The organism is Pusillimonas sp. ANT_WB101 (assembly GCF_008369125.1).
Classification (GTDB): Bacteria; Pseudomonadota; Gammaproteobacteria; order Burkholderiales; family Burkholderiaceae_B; genus Allopusillimonas.
This window is the reverse complement of the sequence record NZ_VOAY01000001.1, coordinates 722,256-738,898: the sequence shown is the minus strand read 5'-3', so window position 1 is coordinate 738,898 and position 16,643 is coordinate 722,256. Positions and strand designations below refer to the sequence as shown.

Below are 16,643 nucleotides of genomic sequence, written 5' to 3'. Positions count from 1 at the left end.
AAAACAGCCTTGTAAATCAATGGCCCATACTATAACTGAGCGTGTCCCTTATAATTTCAGCACTATGGAAAAAAATACGTCTTCAGACCTGCAAAATCAATTTGCAAACAAGGCGCAGGCCTGGTCCGCCCGCTTTTCAGAACCCGTCTCCGATCTGGTCAAACGCTATACCGCGTCAGTTAACTTTGATCAGCGCATGGCGGCCGTCGATATCCAGGGTTCACTCGCCCACGCCGAAATGCTGGCGGCGGTCGGCGTTATCAGCGAAGAAGACAGGGCTTCCATTGAAAAAGGCATGGTCACTGTCTTGCAAGAAATTGAAGCGGGCACCTTTGAGTGGTCTATAGACCTCGAAGACGTGCACCTCAATATTGAAAAACGCCTGGTCGAACTTATCGGCGATGCCGGCAAACGGCTGCATACAGGCCGCTCGCGCAATGATCAGGTTGCCACCGATATCCGTCTCTGGCTGCGCGGCGAAATCGACATTACCATTGATTTGCTGCGCCAACTGCGTCAAAAGCTGGCCGGGCTCGCGCTTGAGCACGCCGAAACGATCATGCCTGGCTTCACGCACCTGCAGGTGGCACAGCCTGTAACCTTCGGGCACCATGTGCTTGCCTATGCCGAAATGTTTGGCCGCGACGCAGAGCGCCTGGCTGACTGCCGCAAGCGGGTAAACCGCCTGCCACTTGGCGCTGCCGCGCTTGCGGGCACTTCATACCCTATTGATCGTGAGCGCGTGGCTCGTACCCTGGGCTTTGACGGCGTGTGCCGCAACTCGCTCGATGCCGTGTCCGACCGCGATTTCGCCATCGAATTCTGCGCAGCGGCTGCGCTTGTCATGGTGCATATATCGCGCCTGTCAGAAGAACTGGTGCTGTGGATGAGCCCGCGTGTGGGCTTTATTGATCTGGCCGACCGTTTCTGCACGGGCAGTTCCATCATGCCGCAAAAAAAGAACCCCGATGTTCCCGAGCTTGCACGTGGCAAGACGGGCCGCGTTAACGGCCATCTTATCGCCCTGCTTACCCTCATGAAAGGCCAGCCTCTCGCCTACAACAAAGACAATCAAGAAGATAAAGAGGGTCTGTTCGACGCCGCCGATACCATACGCGACACGCTGACTATTTTTGTAGACATGGTTGGCGGCATACGTGTCAAGGCCGATGCCATGCGCGCGGCGGCTTTGCAGGGTTTTGCCACGGCCACCGACCTCGCCGACTACCTGGTCAAAAAAGGTACGCCATTTCGCGATGCCCACGAAACGGTCGCCCACGCCGTGCGCGCCTGCGAAGAAAAAGGTTGTGATCTGGCTGACCTGTCTTTGCCCGAGCTTCAGGCTTTCCACCCTGCCATCGAGAGCGACATCTACGGTGTTCTTACACTCGAAGGTTCAGTGGCTGCCCGCAAACATATAGGTGGCACGGCCCCTGAACGAGTGCGCATTGAAGCAGAGCGCCTTCTGGCCGAGACCGCAGCCTAAGCAAACTTGTAGTCTTATGGCCTCACAGCCCGGCCCCTGCAAGCAACATTCCAACGTGTAAGACCACTGTCCGACACTAAGGAACTGCTTAAAGGGGCCAAGTTTTAACTATTTAAGTTGCTGGCGCGACAAACGCTGAAATTATCAATTTCAGCGTTACAGTTTTTTTCAGGTTCAGGTCCAGATTCAGTTGCAGTTACCGCTACTGTATCTGTTCCCGTACCTGCGGATCCTGCTGTTCCTGCTGCTACGCCATAGCTACAGCGCCCGCCATACGTTTCATGCCATGCGGCGCCGCTTTCTTGCTCGTTTGACGGCCTGCGCTCATGGCACAATGCTCGCAGGCATACACTATTTTCCGAGCCCCACCCTACTCAGGCCTCAAATACAGCGATCGACTCCACATGCCCTGTGTGCGGAAACATATTGATCACGCCTGCGCCTCGCAAGCGATATCCTCCCTCGTGCACGAGTATGCCAGCATCACGCGCAAGCGTCGCAGGGCTGCAGGAGACGTACACAATGCGACTGGGGCGCTCATCTGCACGCAGGGCTGACAATGCCCGCGCAACGGCTTCAGCGCCGTCTCGCGGCGGGTCAATAAGCATACGGTCAAAGTGCCCGAGATCACGCAACCATTGCACGTCAACTTCAAACAGATTGAGTGTGGCAAAGCGCAATTTTTCTTCAAGGCCATTCTGGCGGGCGGCTTCAAGAGCACGCTCCGTCAATTGATCACTGCCCTCAATGCCCACCACCTGCGCTGCCTGTGTGGCCAGCGGCAATGAAAAATTACCGAGACCACAGAACAGATCGGCCACGCGATCCGTGGGCTGGACGTCGAGCAGACCCAACGCCCGTGAAATCAGCAATCGGTTGATATGGTAATTAACCTGAGTGAAGTCGGTAGGTCTATAGGCCATGCGCAGGCCAAATTCTGGCAAGGTATATGCCAGCCTGTCGGCATCTGCCCTCTCGAGCGGGTGTACGGTTTCAGGGCCTTTGGCCTGCAACCACCAGCTTACGCCATGGCCTTGGCCAAAAGCACGCAGCAAAGTAATGTCGTCGGCCGTTAGCGGCTCCATATGGCGCAACACCAGGGCGATGGTCTCGTCTCCGACCGCAACTTCAATTTGCGGAATGCGCTCAGGTTGCGACAAGGCACCAACCAGCTCGCGCAAAGGCATTAATAGCGCCGAAACCTGAGGTGGCAACACCAGGCACTGCTCCATGTCGGTCACATAGCTGCCGCGTTTTTCACGAAAGCCGACAAGCACTTTGCCTTTTTTACGCACACTGCGTACCGAGAGACGTGCACGATAGCGATAACCGAAGTTAGGCCCGCGCATGGGCGGAAATATTTGAGCCGCGCGCACTTTGCCGATATGCCCCAGAGCATCTTCGAGTACTCGCTGCTTAACGGCCACTTGGGCTGCCGGTTCGAGATGCTGCATGGCACAGCCACCACATGTGCCAAAATACGGACAGGGAGGCGTTACACGCTGAGAAGAAGGCCTGAGAATCTTTTCGACCCTGGCCGTATCATACGACGGCTTGCTGCGCACGGTACGCGCCAGCACCCGCTCGCCCGGCAAAGCACCATCAACAAAAATGACCTTGCCGTCACGGTGGCTAACACCGCGACCATCAAGGTCAAGCGATTCAATTTCAAGTACATCGAGTGTCATGGTTAGGGAGTCCGCAAATCAAGGGACGAATTTTGACACCGTATGCCAGGCAAGTCGAGTCAGGAACGTTATTTGACGTACTTGCCAGCGTAATATAACTGTTGCCTGCTAAATCAAAACCCGGCTCGCTGTAACACGCGAGCCGGGTTTTGGTCTGATCTGCTACGGAGCAAGCCACACCAGGATGTCAGAAAAGATTAGCGTTCAACCGGTTACTGGCTAAACAGTCAAAAGCACTTAGCTCTGAGCTGATGCGGGGCTAGATTGCGTTGCGCCGTCTTTGTTTTTTATATGCTCGGCCCTTTTTTCTTTGTGACGCTCTGAGCGCTGTGCAAACTTCTCGGCACGTTCGCTAAAATGAGCTGCGACTTTTTGCCGCTGGGTAGTATCAAGCGCATCCCAGACCTTTAACCACTTCTGGCTGGCGTCTTGACGTGCAGCAATAGCCTGCTCTCCAGCCTTTTCTGAGGCCTGCATGGCAGCCTTCGGATCCATCTTGCCTGCCTTAAGCTGCTCTATCTGGGTCTGGCGCTGGGTTTTCATGGCGTCGTGGCGAGTTTTCCGGCTCTGCTTCTGCTCTGTTTTTACTTCGTTAAGCAGCTTGGTCTGGTCGGCAGTCAGGTCAAGCGAGTCAACGACTGTTTTATTCAGTGGGCCATAGCCTGGCACCCACATAGCGACATCGTGTTTGACACCACGGCGATGATGGCCATGACGATGCGCCTCACCCTTGCGGCCCCAAGAATGGTCTTTCTGCTGAGCCGCCGCGGGCGCTGACTGCGTTGCCACGCTTTGGTTGCTGCTTGCATCGACCGGCGCTGTGCCCGTGCCTGAAGCGGCATAAGCAACGCCGCCCAGCGCCATGGCTGCTGATACTGCTGCGAGTTTCAGGGAGATGGTTAGGTTGGTGGCTTTCATAAGACTTCCTTTGTTGCTTTGAGGAGGAGACTCAATTGTGCAAGCCAAACGGTTTCGACTCTGTTTCAGAGTTTGCCGTAATCCTTTCAGTCGATTACAGCCGTCATTCTGTTGTTTTCATTTTTTTGTATGCATTGCGCGCATGCACACTGCCTTGCCCTAGCCCTGGCCTGTCTCGCCTGGCTCCGTCTAACCTTGGGCGGGCCGGCATAGAGCCGACTAAAACTCAGCGCTCAAGTTGCCGCCCATGCCGCCATGTATTCTTTCCAGTGCGGGGCATCGCTGGCGTTCAGCGTGTCTTGTACCAGACGCACTTCTGCGTCATAGGCAGTCTGATCGAGTTCACCCCGCAAAAAACGAAAGCGGCAATACACGAGCCAGGTATTGACCACATCCGTTTCACAATATGCGCGCACTTCATCAGCCTTACCTTCGGACCACGCCCTCCATACCTGACTGCCGTCCATGCCCAGCTTGCCTGGAAACCCGCAAAGCTTGGCGAGTTCGTCAAGCGGGGCATTGGCCCGGCCATTGTATTTGGCAAGCAAATCCATCAGATCGATGTGGCGGTGATGATAGCGACTAATGTAGTTATTAAACTTGAAGTCGCGATCATCGTCGCCCATATCCCAATAACGAGGCGCGGGCACGCCGTGGATGAGCGTGCGGTAATGCAGCACGGGCAGGTCAAAACCAGAGCCGTTCCAGCTGACCAGACGCGGCGTATAGTGCTCGATGGTTTTGAAAAAAGCTGACAGCAACACCGGCTCGGGGTCGCTGGCATTACCCAGCGTTTTAACGCGAAAACCCCTGTCATCACGAAATACACAGCCCACCACCGCCACTTTATGCAGGTGCAAAGGCAGGAAATCGTTTCCGTGAGACTCGCGCCTGGCAGCCAAGGCCATTTCGATGACGTCGGTGTCTGACATACCCTGGTCCCAGCTGGGGTTTAGCCTGCGCAAGCCCTCGGCATCTGGAATAGTTTCGAGGTCAAAGACCAGGGTGGGGATCATCGCTTGGGCAGATACGACATTGGATTAACCGGCGTACCGCCACGACGGATCTCGAAATGCAAGCGTGGCGAACTGGTGTCAGTTTGCCCCAGCGTAGCAATTTGATCGCCCTTCTTGACCTTTTGCCCAGTCTTGACCTTAAGCTCATGATTATGAGCGTAGGCTGTAACAAAGCTGTTGCCATGCCCCAGCAGTATTAGATTACCCAGCCCGCGTACCCCGTTTCCGGCGTACATCACATCGCCATCGGCCGCCGCATAAACAGGATCACCTATGGCACCCGAAATATCAATGCCCTTGGTGTTGGCATTGAAATCTTGGATGATTTTGCCGGATGTCGATGCCGGCCACCCCCAGTTGACAGTAGCAGCGTCGCTGGCGCGAGGTACGTCAACGGGTGCTGCGGGCGTTACGGGTTGCACAGGGGTTACCGGTATGGTTTGTGCAGGGCCGGCGGATGTCGACGCTGCGGGTGCCGCTTTACCTGTAACGCGCAGTACCTGCCCAGGCTTGAGCTGGCTGGGGTCGGTAATATTGTTGATGCGTGCCAGATCAGCGTAAGTCATGCTGTGCGCCTGAGCGATCTGGTATAGCGTGTCACCCGGTTTTACAACATAGGTACCGGTGGCGGATGATGTGGTCGCCTTGCCACCTGTCATGTCTGTAATGGGCGCCTGTGTTTCAGCCGCACAGCCAGCAAGTAGCGCCGCGGCGACAGCCACGGCAACTAAAGCAAGCCGGCCGCTTTCGGGCCTGGCATTGCGGAAAAAAGCGTTTTGACCTGACTGTTGTATCTCTGTATGCATAGAGGTCTCCATTTTTAATACGGCTGTGTACCTGAACGCAATGGAACGAAACGCACTGACTCGAGCTCTTCGCGGCGCCATGATGCGGCACCGGTGCGCTCAATGAGAATCAGCCGTTGCGCAGTCGTTCCTTCAGGCGCGATTAGACGGCCCCCAACGGCGAGCTGTTCTAGCAGCGCCTGGGGAATTTTAATACCGGCAGCGGCAACGACGATACCGTCGAAAGGCGCTAAACCGGGTAACCCTGCCATGCCGTCTCCAAAAACCAGACGAACGCGTGACATGAGCTTGAGCGATCGCAGCGTTTCGCGGGCTGATTCGAAAAGGCCACGAATGCGCTCGATTGCATGAACTTCTTTGACTAAATGTGCCAGCACGGCGGTCTGGTAACCACACCCAGCGCCAACCTCAAGAATGCGCGTGGGTTCGCGGTTTTCACACATGGCCGAAATCATGCGTGCCACGACCCAGGGCTGCGATATAGTCTGGCTGTGGCCAATGGGTAATGCAGCGTCTTCATAAGCACGACTGGCCAGGCCTTCATCGACAAAAATATGCCGCGGCACCTGCATCATGGCATTAAGCACACGCTCGTCCTGGATGCCTTGATTGCGCAAGCGTTGAACCATGATGGCGCGTGATCGTTCGGAGTTCAAACCCAGATTGACTTGCGGAGCTCGCGCCCCCGCGCTTGCCAGCAAAGACTGACCTTTGCCCGGCGTACCTGTGTTTAGGGGTGCAGCCCCGCTACGACCCGGAAAGGCGCGTGTAGGTGCCTGCCCGGCCGTTACGCCAGCGCCTGCAGCCGTGACAATCCGTGTGTTGCTGTTGGCTGCCGATACGCCGCCGCCCAGACTGGACCGCCCGAAACGGTTGGTGGTACCGCGCTCGAAGGTAAAAGGCGCTACCGGTTTACGCATAGAGGATCTGCCCAGGTACGTACCTGATCGAGTTGGGTGTAGTGTGTTAAATCAAACCGTAATGGCGTGATCGACACCGCGTTTTGCTCAATGGCACCGAAGTCGGTGTCATCGGCCGAGTCAGAGACACGCCCGACCGGCCCTATCCAGTACACCGGCTCGCCATAGGGTGTACTGCTTTTAACAACGGGCTCCGAAGGATGACGCTTGCCCAGACGGGTAACCCGGATTTCCTGAATGGCCTCGTAGGGCACAGCCGGAATATTAACGTTGAGAAGAATTTGGCCTGCCAGCGGCGAGCGGGTTTGTTGCTCAACCACCTGACGGGCTATGCGCGCCGCCGTATCGAGGTGATCCCAGCCTTTGCGCACAATTGAGAAGGCGATGGCGGGAATGCCAAACAGATAGCCCTCGGTGGCTGCCGCGACGGTGCCGGAGTACAGCGTGTCTTCACCCATGTTGGCGCCGTTATTGATGCCCGAAACCACCAGATCAGGCCGGAAATCGAGCAAACCCGTAAGCGCGATGTGAACGCAATCGGAGGGCGTACCGTTGACAAAATAAAAGCCATTTTTGGCCTGCCGCACCGACAAAGGGCGGTTGAGCGTCAGCGAGTTGGATGAACCGCTGCAGTTGGTTTCAGGCGCCACTACAGTGAGGTCGCCCAGGCCATCAAGCGCTTTGACCAGCGCTTCGAGCCCGGGAGCGTTATAACCATCATCATTGGATACTAGTATGCGCATTGCTTTCCACATAAACTCAACCGAACGTAGCGAATTGTACCCGGTCGTTTTGGTAATTTGGGCGACACTAGGTAGAATCGCGTGCAGCAGCCAACGGAGCCAGCCTTTCTATGTCTATGATTTCAGCCACCCTCATCGCCGTTCTTCTTATAGTCGCATCGTATCTCATAGGGTCGATACCGTTTGCTGTCGTCGTCAGTCGGGCCATGGGCCTGGCCGATCCGCGCAGCTTCGGCTCCAAAAACCCCGGGGCCACCAACGTCTTGCGCACAGGCAACAAAACCGCGGCGGCGTTAACGCTGCTTGGTGATGCCGCCAAAGGGTGGGCAGCCGTGGTGCTGTCTGTATGGATCACCCAGCGTTTCGGGCTGTCTTTCAGCGTGGTCGCGGCTTGTGCCGTGGCCGCATTTTTGGGGCATGTTTACCCCTTGTTTATTGGGTTTAAAGGCGGCAAAGGTGTTGCCACTGCCCTGGGCGTTCTGCTGGGGCTCAACCCATGGCTGGCACTGGCAACCGTGGGCACATGGCTAATTATTGCCTGGGTGTCGAGGTATTCTTCACTGGCGTCCATCGTAGCGGCCATTTTTGCGCCGTTTTATTATCTTCTGGGTGGCAATGTCGCCTGGCGCATGGATGGCTCCGTAGCTATCGCCATTGTTGTTATCAGTGTGGTGCTGCTTTACCGCCACCAGGCCAATATCAGCCGCCTCATGACAGGCAAAGAAACCCGTATTGGCAGCGACAAGAAAAAACCGGGTCAGCGACGTCGCTAGGCCTGAACAACCGCGTTGTCTGCGGGAAGACAAACATCGCGCAGATCCCAACGAGGTTTTACCGTAAACGCATGGTGCCCTGCAGACAGATCAGCCAGGCCGGCGTTGACGCGGCAAGCGCCGGCAAAGGCAATCATGGCGCCGTTATCAGTGCAAAACTCTAACGGCGGGAAAAACACCTCGCCGCCCAGGCCTTTCATGGTGGTTACCAAACGCTCGCGCAGCAACCGATTGGCACCTACCCCACCCGCCACCACAAGCCGCTTCAGGCCTGTCTGTTTCATGGCTTTAATGGATTTTGCCGCCAGCACGTCCACAATTGCCGCCTCAGTAGCTGCAGCCAGGTCGGTTCGATCTTGCTCACTAAGCCCGCCGTCTTTGTCGGCAGCCTTGATACGCGTAAGCACCGCTGTTTTAAGCCCACTGAAACTGAAATCAAGATCGCGGCTATGCAGCATCGGTCGGGGCAACGCAAAACGTTGCGGGTCGCCCTTGCGCGCCAGCGCAGAAAGCGCCGGGCCACCCGGGTAACCCAGCCCCATCAGCTTGGCCGATTTGTCGAAAGCCTCGCCCGCTGCGTCGTCAAGGGTTTCGCCGAGCAGAGAATACGCCCCTACGCCATCCACCCTCATGAGCTGCGTGTGCCCACCTGAGACCAGTAGCGCGACAAAAGGAAAGTCAGGACGAGGCTGGGCCAGCAGCGGCGAAAGCAGATGGCCTTCAAGATGATGAATGGGTATGGCAGGCAAACCCCGCGCCCACGCAAAAGATTGGGCCACGCTTGCGCCCACTAGCAGGGCTCCTGCAAGGCCGGGCCCAGCGGTATAGGCGACCGCGCCGATGTCGTCCATGGACACGCCTGCTTTCTGCAATACTTCTCGCGTCAGCGGCAAGACGCGCCGGATGTGATCGCGCGACGCCAATTCAGGTACGACCCCCCCGTATTCGCGATGCATGGCAATCTGACTGTGCAGGGCGTGTGCCAGCAAGCCGCGCTGGGTATCGACCAGAGCAACGCCGGTTTCATCGCATGAACTTTCAAAACCTATAATTATCATGATTGCTAGTGTACAACCCGCAGACAAACCGCCGTAGAATTCTAGCTATCAATACTGCAATAACGACCAACCTGCAATAACGACCAGCTATCTGCCACGGGAATCATTATGCTAGAACGTTTTTTCCAGTTGCGTGAGCACAATACCACCGCTCGCACAGAGATCCTTGCCGGGATTACTACGTTTCTTACCATGTCGTACATTATCTTCGTCAACCCCGAGATTCTGTCGACGACGGGCATGGATAAAAGCGCGGTGTTTGTCGCCACCTGCCTGGCCGCCGCACTTGGCACGTTTATTATGGCGTTCGTGGCTAACTGGCCTATCGGCATGGCACCAGGCATGGGGCTTAACGCGTTTTTTGCGTTTACCGTGGTAGGAACCCTGGGATACACCTGGCAGCAGGCGTTGGGGGCTGTATTCATCTCTGGCGTTATCTTTGTATTGCTCACCGTCTCGGGCGTCCGAACGTGGCTGGTCGCAGGCATACCCCATTCTTTACGCTCGGCCATTGCCGCAGGTATTGGGCTGTTTCTCGCGCTCATTGCATTCAGCAGCTCAGGCATTGTGGTGGCCAACGAAGCCACCAAAGTTGGCCTCGGCGACCTGACCTCTGCCCCCCCACTGTTCGCCATACTTGGGTTTTTTATAATTGCCGGGCTCGACGCACTCAAGGTGCGTGGAGCCATTCTTATCGGCATTCTGGTTGTCACGGTGCTGTCCATGGCTACGGGCAACAGCCAGTTTTATGGTGTGTTTTCCACACCACCCAGTCTGGCACCCACCTTTATGCAACTCGACATCATGGGCGCGTTACACACCGGGTTTGTCCACGTCATTTTGGTGCTCGTTTTGGTCGAAGTGTTTGATGCCACCGGCACCATGATCGGCGTGGCCACCCGCGCCGGCCTCATCGAAGAAGGCAAGCCCAACCGCCTTGGCCGGGCCTTGCTGGCTGACAGTACAGCGATTGTCGCGGGTTCATTCCTGGGAACCAGTAGCACCACCGCTTACGCCGAAAGCGCTTCTGGCGTGCAGGCTGGCGGGCGCACCGGCCTTACTGCCCTGACCATAGGCGTATTGTTCTTGCTGTCGCTGTTCCTGGCACCGCTGGCAGGTGCCGTACCTGCCTACGCCACCGCACCAGCCCTGCTCTACGTGGCCGGCCTCATGCTTCGCGAGATCGTCAATGTTGACTGGAAAGACGTCACCGAAGCAACGCCAGCTGCCCTCACCGCCATGGCCATGCCTTTTACGTATTCCATTGCCAATGGTCTGGCCTTTGGCTTTATAAGCTATGTCGTGCTCAAGGCCGTGACGGGCCGCTTCCGCGACATCCACATGGCAACCCTGCTCGTCGCCATTCTGTTCGTCATCAAATATGGATTTTTCGCCGAATAAAAATCAACGAAATGGCTGCCGAAACAGGCCTCTTTCAAGCAGAGGTCAGCCTGCGGCCTCTGCAACGGCCTCGCAAAGGCGTTACACTGGAAGCTCAAACTATCCAGAACAAGCGGCTTTCTAGAGGCCGCTTTTTTATTTTTAGGGGTATCTATGAGCACCATCGAACTGGACAAAGACACATTTCAGACAGCCATCCAGGACACCAAGCCACTCATCGTGGACTTCTGGGCACCGTGGTGCGGGCCTTGCAATAACTTTGCGCCAACTTTTGAGGCTGCCGCCGAGAAAAACGACGACATCACATTCGCCAAGGTCAATACAGAAGTCGAGCAGGAGCTGGCCACCACGCTGTCCATCCGCTCAATTCCGACACTCATGGTGTTTCGTGAGCAGGTTTTGCTGTTTTCGCAACCCGGCGCTCTGTCGGCCTCGCAGCTCGATGAGCTGATTGCGCAAATACGCGACCTCGACATGGAGCAAGTGCACGCCGAGATTGCCGCCCAGCAAAACGGTGCTGGCGAAGAACAGGCCTGATTCGGGCCGCGTGTGACCTGCTGGCGACACTACGCCCGGCAGGTTCGCGTCACAGAGCGTAAATGGCCCGCCTTGTTACTCTTTCGGCTCCCACATGCCTTTGCCGCGCGTCAGGTTGGTATGCAGGGCCTGCAGCGCTGCAGCCTCGGTGCGGGGCACGGCAAGCACCCAGCGCACACCCGTATCGGTAAACTGCTCATCAAGCACCCGTACATCAAAGCCAGGCAGGCGCGCCCGAAAAATGGCGATGTCGGCAAAATCGCAGGCGCAGCTTACCTGCACTTCGTCGACAAGCTCGGTTTTGGCAGCCAGACGCAGACATTGCGCCGCCGCACCGCCATAGGCGCGCATCAAGCCGCCCGTCCCCAGCTTTACACCACCAAACCAGCGTATGACCAATACGGCAACGCGGTCGCACTGCTGACCTTCTATGGCCTGCAGAATCGGGCGCCCGGCTGTGCCGCCGGGCTCACCATCATCATTAAAACGGTACTCAGCGCCAATGCGGTACGCCCAGCAATTATGCGTGGCATCGGCAACGCTGTTTGCGGCAAAAAACGCCATCGCCTCTTCGGGCGTTTGCACAGCGTCTGCCAACGCCAGAAACCGGCTCTTTTTAATGTCTTCTTCGTAAGACGCCGGTGCGCTCAGGGTATACGAAACAGGCACTCGTTACATCAGGCGGCGATTCCGCGCGAAGCGAGGTAATCGTCGTAGCTGCCTGTGTAATCAATGATCTGGCCGTCAGGCATAATTTCGATGATACGGGTAGCCAGGCCTGATACGAACTCGCGGTCATGCGACACGAAAAACAGCGTGCCTTCGAACAGTTCCAGCGCAAACTGCAACGACTCGATGGATTCCATATCCAGATGGTTGGTAGGTTCATCGAGCAGCATGACGTTATGACGACCCAGCATTAGCCGCCCAAAACTCATGCGGTTTTTTTCGCCACCAGAAAGCACATTTACCTCTTTGCTGATGTCGTCACCCGAAAACAGCAAACGCCCCATAACTGAACGCAACGACTGGTCGTCATCACCCGGCTGCCGGTAATCACCCAGCCAGTCAAACAGGTTTTTGGTGGAATCGAACTGATGGGATACGTCTTGCGCCATATAGCCTATGTCAGCGGTATCTGACCACTTTACCGCACCTGAATCAGGTTTCAGATCATTGGCCAGCATCCTGAGCAGTGTTGTTTTACCGACGCCGTTGGCGCCAATAATGGCCACTTTCTGGCCTGCCTCGACCATGGCTGAGTAATTGCGGATAACGGGCTGATCAAAGGCCTTGCTGATGCCATCGATGGTGACGGCGAGGCGGTGCAGGACTTTGTTCTGCTCGAACCGAATATATGGATTCTGGCGCGACGACGGCTTAACCTGGACGGATTCTGACTTAATGCGGTCTATCTGCTTTAACCGTGAAGTTGCCTGGCGCGCCTTGGATTTGTTGGCTGAAAAGCGACGGACAAAGTCTTGCAACTCGGCCACGCGTTCTTTAGCCTTGGCGTTGGCGTTTGTCAGGCGTTCACGCGCCTGGGTTGACGCAAGCATGTAGTCATCATAGTTGCCCGGGTAAATGCGCAATTCACGGTAGTCAAGATCGGCCATATGCGTACACACCTGATTCAGGAAGTGACGGTCATGGCTAATGATGATCATGGTGCTCTGATAGCTGTTCAGCACGTCTTCGAGCCAGCGTATGGTGTTGATGTCGAGGTTGTTGGTCGGTTCGTCGAGCAGCAAGACATCAGGGTTGGAAAACAGAGCCTGGGCCAGCAGCACCCGCAACTTCCAGCCCGGAGCGACTTCACGCATGGGCAGCTCGTGCTGATCTACTGTTAGTTCGAGGCCCAGCAGCAGTTCGCCTGCGCGTGACTCGGCAGTATACCCGTCGTACTCCGCAAACTTGGCCTCAAGCTCGGCCGCGCGCATGTAGTCGTCTTCAGTGGCCTCGGGGTTGTCGTAAATTGCATCACGCTCAGCCATAACCTGCCACATCTCTTCGTGGCCCATCATGACTACGTCGAGAACGCGCACATCCTCATAGGCAAACTGGTCTTGCCGCAGCTTGCCCAGGCGCACGCCTGGCTCAAGCGACACGTTACCCGCACTGGGCTCCAGATCATCGCCAATAATCTTCATGAAGGTAGATTTGCCGGAACCATTGGCCCCAATGAGGCCGTATCGGTTTCCTTCACCAAACTTGACGCTGACGTTTTCAAAAAGCGGCTTGGAGCCGAACTGGATAGTTAGATTGGCAGTTGAGATCACGGGGTGGGGTTCGCAGTAAGTAATTCAGAACACAGAACAACCCACTAGTTTAACAAGCCCCACGCATGCATGCTTGCCGCCAGGCCAAGAGGCCCGGCGAGCCCACTTAATGGCGCTCTTCGAGCACCAAGTGCGCCAGGCCAGGCTCGGTGGCGATGCCAACCTTGCGGCCTATGGGCAATGTTGCCTTTACTTTGGCATGCCCATAGGGCAACCCTGTAATCACCGGCACTTTGACATGCTCGCGCAACCAGGCAACGACGGCAGGCAAATCATAGCCATTATCGATGGCGCCCAGGCGATATTCGGTGAAGCGACCCAACAGAATGGCCTTCTGCTGGCCCAGTATGCCCGCATGCCACAACTGCGTGAGCATGCGCTCGACACGGAACGGATGTTCGCTTATATCTTCGAGAAACAGGATGCCACCCCGTATCTTGGGCATATAAGGCGTGCCTACCAGCGATGCCACCATGGCCAGATTGCCGCCCCACAGCACGCCGCGTGCATCGACCGGATCAGCGTCTTCGGTTTCAAAGCCCAGTACCTCGAGCTCACCGTGCATGGCTTCCACAAACAGCGCGGCCGTAAGGTCGTCCATACGTGGAGCGCCGAAATCATAAATTGCTGTGGGCCCGGCATAGCTGCAAGCCCCAGTTTTGGCCAGCAAGGCCAGATTAAATGCCGTGAAATCACTTTGCCCAATGAAGGTTTTGCCACTGTCTGCGACAGCCTGCCAGTCAATAAAGGGCAACAGCCTGGACAAACCATAACCACCCCGCGTTGCCATGACCACAGGATGCTTTTGTTTCAAGGAACGGGCAATGGCCGCCAGACGCTGTTTATCGGTACCGGCAAATCGCTCATGCACAGCCAGCACCGTGCGGTCAACAGCCGTACGAAACCCCAGCGAGCTCAACCGGGTACGTGCTTTCTCAAGCGCGGTCGCATCCGTTACAGCCCCCGAAGGTGAAAACAGATAAATGCCGCCGGGCGCCGGATGGCTGTGCGCATGATTATGCTCGTGGTCGTGGTCGTGGTCGTCGTTGCCAGAATGCGCGTGAACAATGGCCTCGCTGGCGCTCTTGGCTTGGCTTTTGCTCTTGGCCTGCTGGCTTGCGCTCTTGACCTGGTTTTTGCTCTTAGGCTCGGTTTTGTTCTTGGTCTGGCTTGTGCTCTTAGCCTGGCCTTTGCTCTCGCCCTGGTTTTTGCTCTTAACTTGGCTCTGGCTCTGGCTAGGACTCTGATCAGCATCATGTGCCTGGCCCGCTTTTACCCCCTTCTTGACCCCGGCGGCTGTGCGCTTGGCACGTTTGGCGGGTTTGCCCGCGCTGTTTTGATTCTCGACGACGTCGGTTGCCGTGTCGGGGTGAGCGTGGGTGCGAGCCTTGGCCATGAGAGCGAGTTCCTGCTGAATGTTGACAGACATAATGGTAATACACCCGGGCAACACACGTACAAAACATCGCGCGCAGTGATTGCGTAATATGCACTGCGTGCACGTCCTGGTGTGCCAGTTTCAGTCGACGCACACAGTTACGGGCTTGTGCAAGCGGGGGAAACAACCACCTCTAGCTTACAAGGCGTCAGTAATTGGTGCTTTGCGCTTGGCCTGGCGACGTTCGCGAAAAAACTGTCGCAGCAGATCACCGCATTCTGCAGCCAGCAAACCACCTACAACCTGTGTCTGATGATTTAACTGGGGCTGAGACTGCAGCGTGAGCACGCTGCCGCAGGCACCCGTTTTAGGGTCAGTGGCGCCATACACAATGCGGCGCAAGCGAGCGTGCAGCATCGCGCCCATGCACATGACACAGGGTTCAAGCGTGACGTAAAGCGAGGCATCAGGCAGCCGATAGTTTTGCATGGCTATAGCAGCGTGCCGTAATGCCACGATTTCGGCGTGTGCTGTGGGGTCATGGCCTGAGATAGTGCGGTTAAACCCATGACCAAGTACATTGCCTGAACCATCGAGTACCACGGCCCCCACGGGTACCTCACCTGCGTCACGCGCCAGCCTGGCTTGCGCCAGCGCCATGCGCATAGCCTCTTCATCAAACTGGCTGAACACCGCATCAGAAGGCACTGTAAGCATTGCCGCCGGCAGTGTCAGCGTGGAGATTTCCGGCTCAGCCACGGTAGATCCGGTTGCTGATCGCCATGCGGCTGGCGATGCTATCGACCGCCTCTTCCAGCCATTGATATAGCTCGGCTTCATCATCGTAGCGCGCCTGATTCAGGTTAGAGACCCTGCCCTCCTGGATGAAGCCCCAAGCCCGGCTGCGCTTGTCTCGATGTTTTGGGTCCCATACGCCGAACGCTACCCCACCTGATCGGCGTATAAGAGAAAAGCACGGAATGTCTGTGTAACCATCACCCACAAATATCATTTGTTCGAAAGGCACACGCAGCCTGTCTTCGGGGATTTTACGATTGACCTCAAACGGCTTGTTGCGTGAGGCTGGCCCGATAATGCCTTTTTGAATATGAAACAGATAACGTGTTTTGTCGGTAAAACTGACAATACGCCGCGGAAATTCAATACCTGACGTTTGCGAGTCATATATAAATTCAGAAGCCCAGATATCTGTGAACTCGCTCGCAATAGATGTGCTGCGCACGACATCGCCGATGCCACTGGTAATCAGGTAAAACTCAATCTGTATTTGCGGGTGCTGCGCCTGAACGGTAGTGCGAAGACGGCTGAACAGGGTTTCAACGCCCGAATGCAGTGGCAAACGGCTGCCCCATTGTTGGAGCCGCTCACGTGTAATTGTGCCATGGCTGACTGACCGAGACAGCTCTATCATTTTGTACAGGTAGGCGGGTACCGGATCCCAATCTTGTTGCGCCAGTAACGGCCCCACTTCCTGGGCCCAGAATTGCTCAACGTCAACACCCATATCGGCCAGAAACCCTGACGTGCTGTCAGGCGCCAGCGTATCGTCAAAATCAAAAACCAGGGCAATTACATCGGACATGGGCACATACCTTGTGTGATACGCCGGGCTTGAGCGA

The 16,643-nt window shown here is 56.3% G+C and carries 16 protein-coding genes; 4 read left to right on the top strand and 12 right to left on the bottom strand.

Annotation, left to right across the window (positions count from 1 at the left end; translation table 11 throughout):
• The first annotated feature begins 64 nt into the window (after nucleotides 1–64).
• Nucleotides 65–1,486, top strand: a complete 1,422-nt coding sequence (gene argH, locus FQ179_RS03525; RefSeq protein WP_149395875.1) for an argininosuccinate lyase — start codon at nucleotides 65–67, stop codon at nucleotides 1,484–1,486.
• Nucleotides 1,487–1,860: 374 nt separating this feature from the next.
• Here argH and rlmD read toward each other — a convergent pair whose 3' ends face one another.
• From rlmD to surE, 6 genes are all read right to left on the bottom strand, one after another.
• Nucleotides 1,861–3,174, bottom strand: a complete 1,314-nt coding sequence (gene rlmD, locus FQ179_RS03520; RefSeq protein WP_149395874.1) for a 23S rRNA (uracil(1939)-C(5))-methyltransferase RlmD — start codon at nucleotides 3,172–3,174, stop codon at nucleotides 1,861–1,863.
• A gap of 237 nt (nucleotides 3,175–3,411) precedes the next feature.
• Nucleotides 3,412–4,092: a hypothetical protein gene (locus tag FQ179_RS03515; protein ID WP_149395873.1), complete on the bottom strand. Its 681-nt coding sequence runs from the start codon at nucleotides 4,090–4,092 to the stop codon at nucleotides 3,412–3,414.
• Between the two features lie 233 nt (nucleotides 4,093–4,325).
• Nucleotides 4,326–5,108 (bottom strand): 3'-5' exonuclease, encoded by a 783-nt coding sequence (locus FQ179_RS03510; protein WP_149395872.1) that lies wholly within the window; start codon nucleotides 5,106–5,108, stop codon nucleotides 4,326–4,328.
• Nucleotides 5,105–5,914, bottom strand: a complete 810-nt coding sequence (locus FQ179_RS03505) for a peptidoglycan DD-metalloendopeptidase family protein (protein ID WP_255474819.1) — start codon at nucleotides 5,912–5,914, stop codon at nucleotides 5,105–5,107. Before FQ179_RS03505 ends, FQ179_RS03510 begins: the two co-directional genes overlap by 4 nt.
• 14 nt (nucleotides 5,915–5,928) lie before the next feature.
• Entirely contained in the window at nucleotides 5,929–6,834 is a 906-nt protein-coding gene (locus FQ179_RS03500) for a protein-L-isoaspartate(D-aspartate) O-methyltransferase (protein WP_188074489.1), read from the bottom strand.
• Nucleotides 6,819–7,577: a 5'/3'-nucleotidase SurE gene (surE, locus tag FQ179_RS03495; RefSeq protein ID WP_149395871.1), complete on the bottom strand. Its 759-nt coding sequence runs from the start codon at nucleotides 7,575–7,577 to the stop codon at nucleotides 6,819–6,821. Before surE ends, FQ179_RS03500 begins: the two co-directional genes overlap by 16 nt.
• Before the next feature lie 110 nt (nucleotides 7,578–7,687).
• Between surE and plsY the strand changes: the two genes are divergently transcribed.
• Nucleotides 7,688–8,350, top strand: a complete 663-nt coding sequence (gene plsY / locus FQ179_RS03490; RefSeq protein ID WP_149395870.1) for a glycerol-3-phosphate 1-O-acyltransferase PlsY — start codon at nucleotides 7,688–7,690, stop codon at nucleotides 8,348–8,350.
• Here the strand turns inward: plsY and tsaD are convergent.
• The gene (tsaD, locus tag FQ179_RS03485; protein ID WP_149395869.1) at nucleotides 8,347–9,408 is read right to left on the bottom strand and encodes a tRNA (adenosine(37)-N6)-threonylcarbamoyltransferase complex transferase subunit TsaD; all 1,062 of its coding nucleotides are present in this window, start codon (nucleotides 9,406–9,408) and stop codon (nucleotides 8,347–8,349) included. The two genes, plsY and tsaD, sit on opposite strands and share 4 nt — an antisense overlap.
• 108 nt (nucleotides 9,409–9,516) lie before the next feature.
• Between tsaD and FQ179_RS03480 the strand changes: the two genes are divergently transcribed.
• The gene (locus FQ179_RS03480) at nucleotides 9,517–10,809 is read left to right on the top strand and encodes an NCS2 family permease (RefSeq protein ID WP_149395868.1); all 1,293 of its coding nucleotides are present in this window, start codon (nucleotides 9,517–9,519) and stop codon (nucleotides 10,807–10,809) included.
• A 153-nt stretch (nucleotides 10,810–10,962) separates the two neighbouring features.
• A complete protein-coding gene (gene trxA, locus FQ179_RS03475; RefSeq protein WP_149395867.1) occupies nucleotides 10,963–11,346 on the top strand; it encodes a thioredoxin in 384 nt (127 codons plus the stop codon).
• Between the two features lie 75 nt (nucleotides 11,347–11,421).
• Here trxA and FQ179_RS03470 read toward each other — a convergent pair whose 3' ends face one another.
• The 5 genes from FQ179_RS03470 to FQ179_RS03450 form a co-directional block, all read right to left on the bottom strand.
• Nucleotides 11,422–12,015, bottom strand: a complete 594-nt coding sequence (locus FQ179_RS03470; RefSeq protein ID WP_149395866.1) for a YigZ family protein — start codon at nucleotides 12,013–12,015, stop codon at nucleotides 11,422–11,424.
• 8 nt (nucleotides 12,016–12,023) lie between these two features.
• Nucleotides 12,024–13,625 (bottom strand): ABC-F family ATPase, encoded by a 1,602-nt coding sequence (locus FQ179_RS03465; protein ID WP_149395865.1) that lies wholly within the window; start codon nucleotides 13,623–13,625, stop codon nucleotides 12,024–12,026.
• A 106-nt stretch (nucleotides 13,626–13,731) separates the two neighbouring features.
• Nucleotides 13,732–14,694 carry an LD-carboxypeptidase gene (locus FQ179_RS03460; RefSeq protein ID WP_149396891.1) on the bottom strand — a complete coding sequence of 321 codons (963 nt, stop codon included), beginning with the start codon at nucleotides 14,692–14,694 and terminating at the stop codon, nucleotides 13,732–13,734.
• 507 nt (nucleotides 14,695–15,201) lie between these two features.
• On the bottom strand, nucleotides 15,202–15,720 hold the full coding sequence (gene tadA / locus FQ179_RS03455) for a tRNA adenosine(34) deaminase TadA (RefSeq protein WP_149396890.1): 519 nt from the start codon (nucleotides 15,718–15,720) through the stop codon (nucleotides 15,202–15,204).
• Between the two features lie 34 nt (nucleotides 15,721–15,754).
• On the bottom strand, nucleotides 15,755–16,606 hold the full coding sequence (locus FQ179_RS03450; protein WP_149395864.1) for an HAD family hydrolase: 852 nt from the start codon (nucleotides 16,604–16,606) through the stop codon (nucleotides 15,755–15,757).
• Nucleotides 16,607–16,643: the final 37 nt, after the last annotated feature.